This is a genomic window from Asticcacaulis currens (assembly GCF_028550395.1).
In the GTDB taxonomy this organism is placed as follows: Bacteria; Pseudomonadota; Alphaproteobacteria; order Caulobacterales; family Caulobacteraceae; genus Asticcacaulis; species Asticcacaulis currens.
Map to the genome: position 1 here is coordinate 1 of NZ_JAQQKW010000027.1, position 747 is coordinate 747.

A 747-nucleotide genomic window follows, 5' to 3' on the forward strand; every position below is an offset into this window, starting at 1 on the left:
GGTGAGTGAAGCGTCTGAAACAAGAACGAACGCGGCCAACGACGGATGTCGTCGGTGCGTTTAGTTGAGAGAACGATCAAGCGTTGAAGGGCTTCTAACGGATGCCTTGGCGCAGAGAGGCGAAGAAAGACGTGGCAAGCTGCGATAAGAACCGGGGAGGCGCTAGCACCCTTTGATCCGGTTATTTCTGAATGGGGAAACCCACCTTTGATTGCCCTCTCATTTTAGTGTTCTGCACTAAAATGAGTTGGTGGTTTGAAAGGTATAATAAACTGAATACATAGGTTTATTAAGCGAACCCGGGGAACTGAAACATCTCAGTACCCGGAGGAAAGGACATCAACCGAGACTCCGAAAGTAGTGGCGAGCGAAATCGGACCAGGCCAGTGATCTTGTGATATAAAGCCGAACAGCCTGGAAAGGCTGACCATAGCGGGTGATAGTCCCGTAGGCGTCAACTAGCAAGATCCTCGAGTAGGGCGGGACACGTGCAATCCTGTCTGAATATGGGGGGACCACCCTCCAAGCCTAAGTACTCCTCTGCGACCGATAGTGAACAAGTACCGTGAGGGAAAGGTGAAAAGCACCCCGACAAGGGGAGTGAAACAGAACCTGAAATTGGAAGCCTACAAGCAGTCGGAGCCCCCAAGCGGGGTGACGGCGTACCTTTTGTATAATGGGTCAGCGACTTCATGTGCCGAGCAAGCTTAAGCCGATAGGTGTAGGCGTAGCGAAAGCGAGTTTGAA

Annotated in this window: 1 rRNA gene; it reads left to right on the plus strand. The window is 51.7% G+C overall.

Annotated elements, in window-relative coordinates:
* Window positions 1–74: 74 nt before the first annotated feature.
* Window positions 75–747: ribosomal RNA gene (locus PQU94_RS18005) — 23S ribosomal RNA — on the plus strand; the annotation flags it as partial.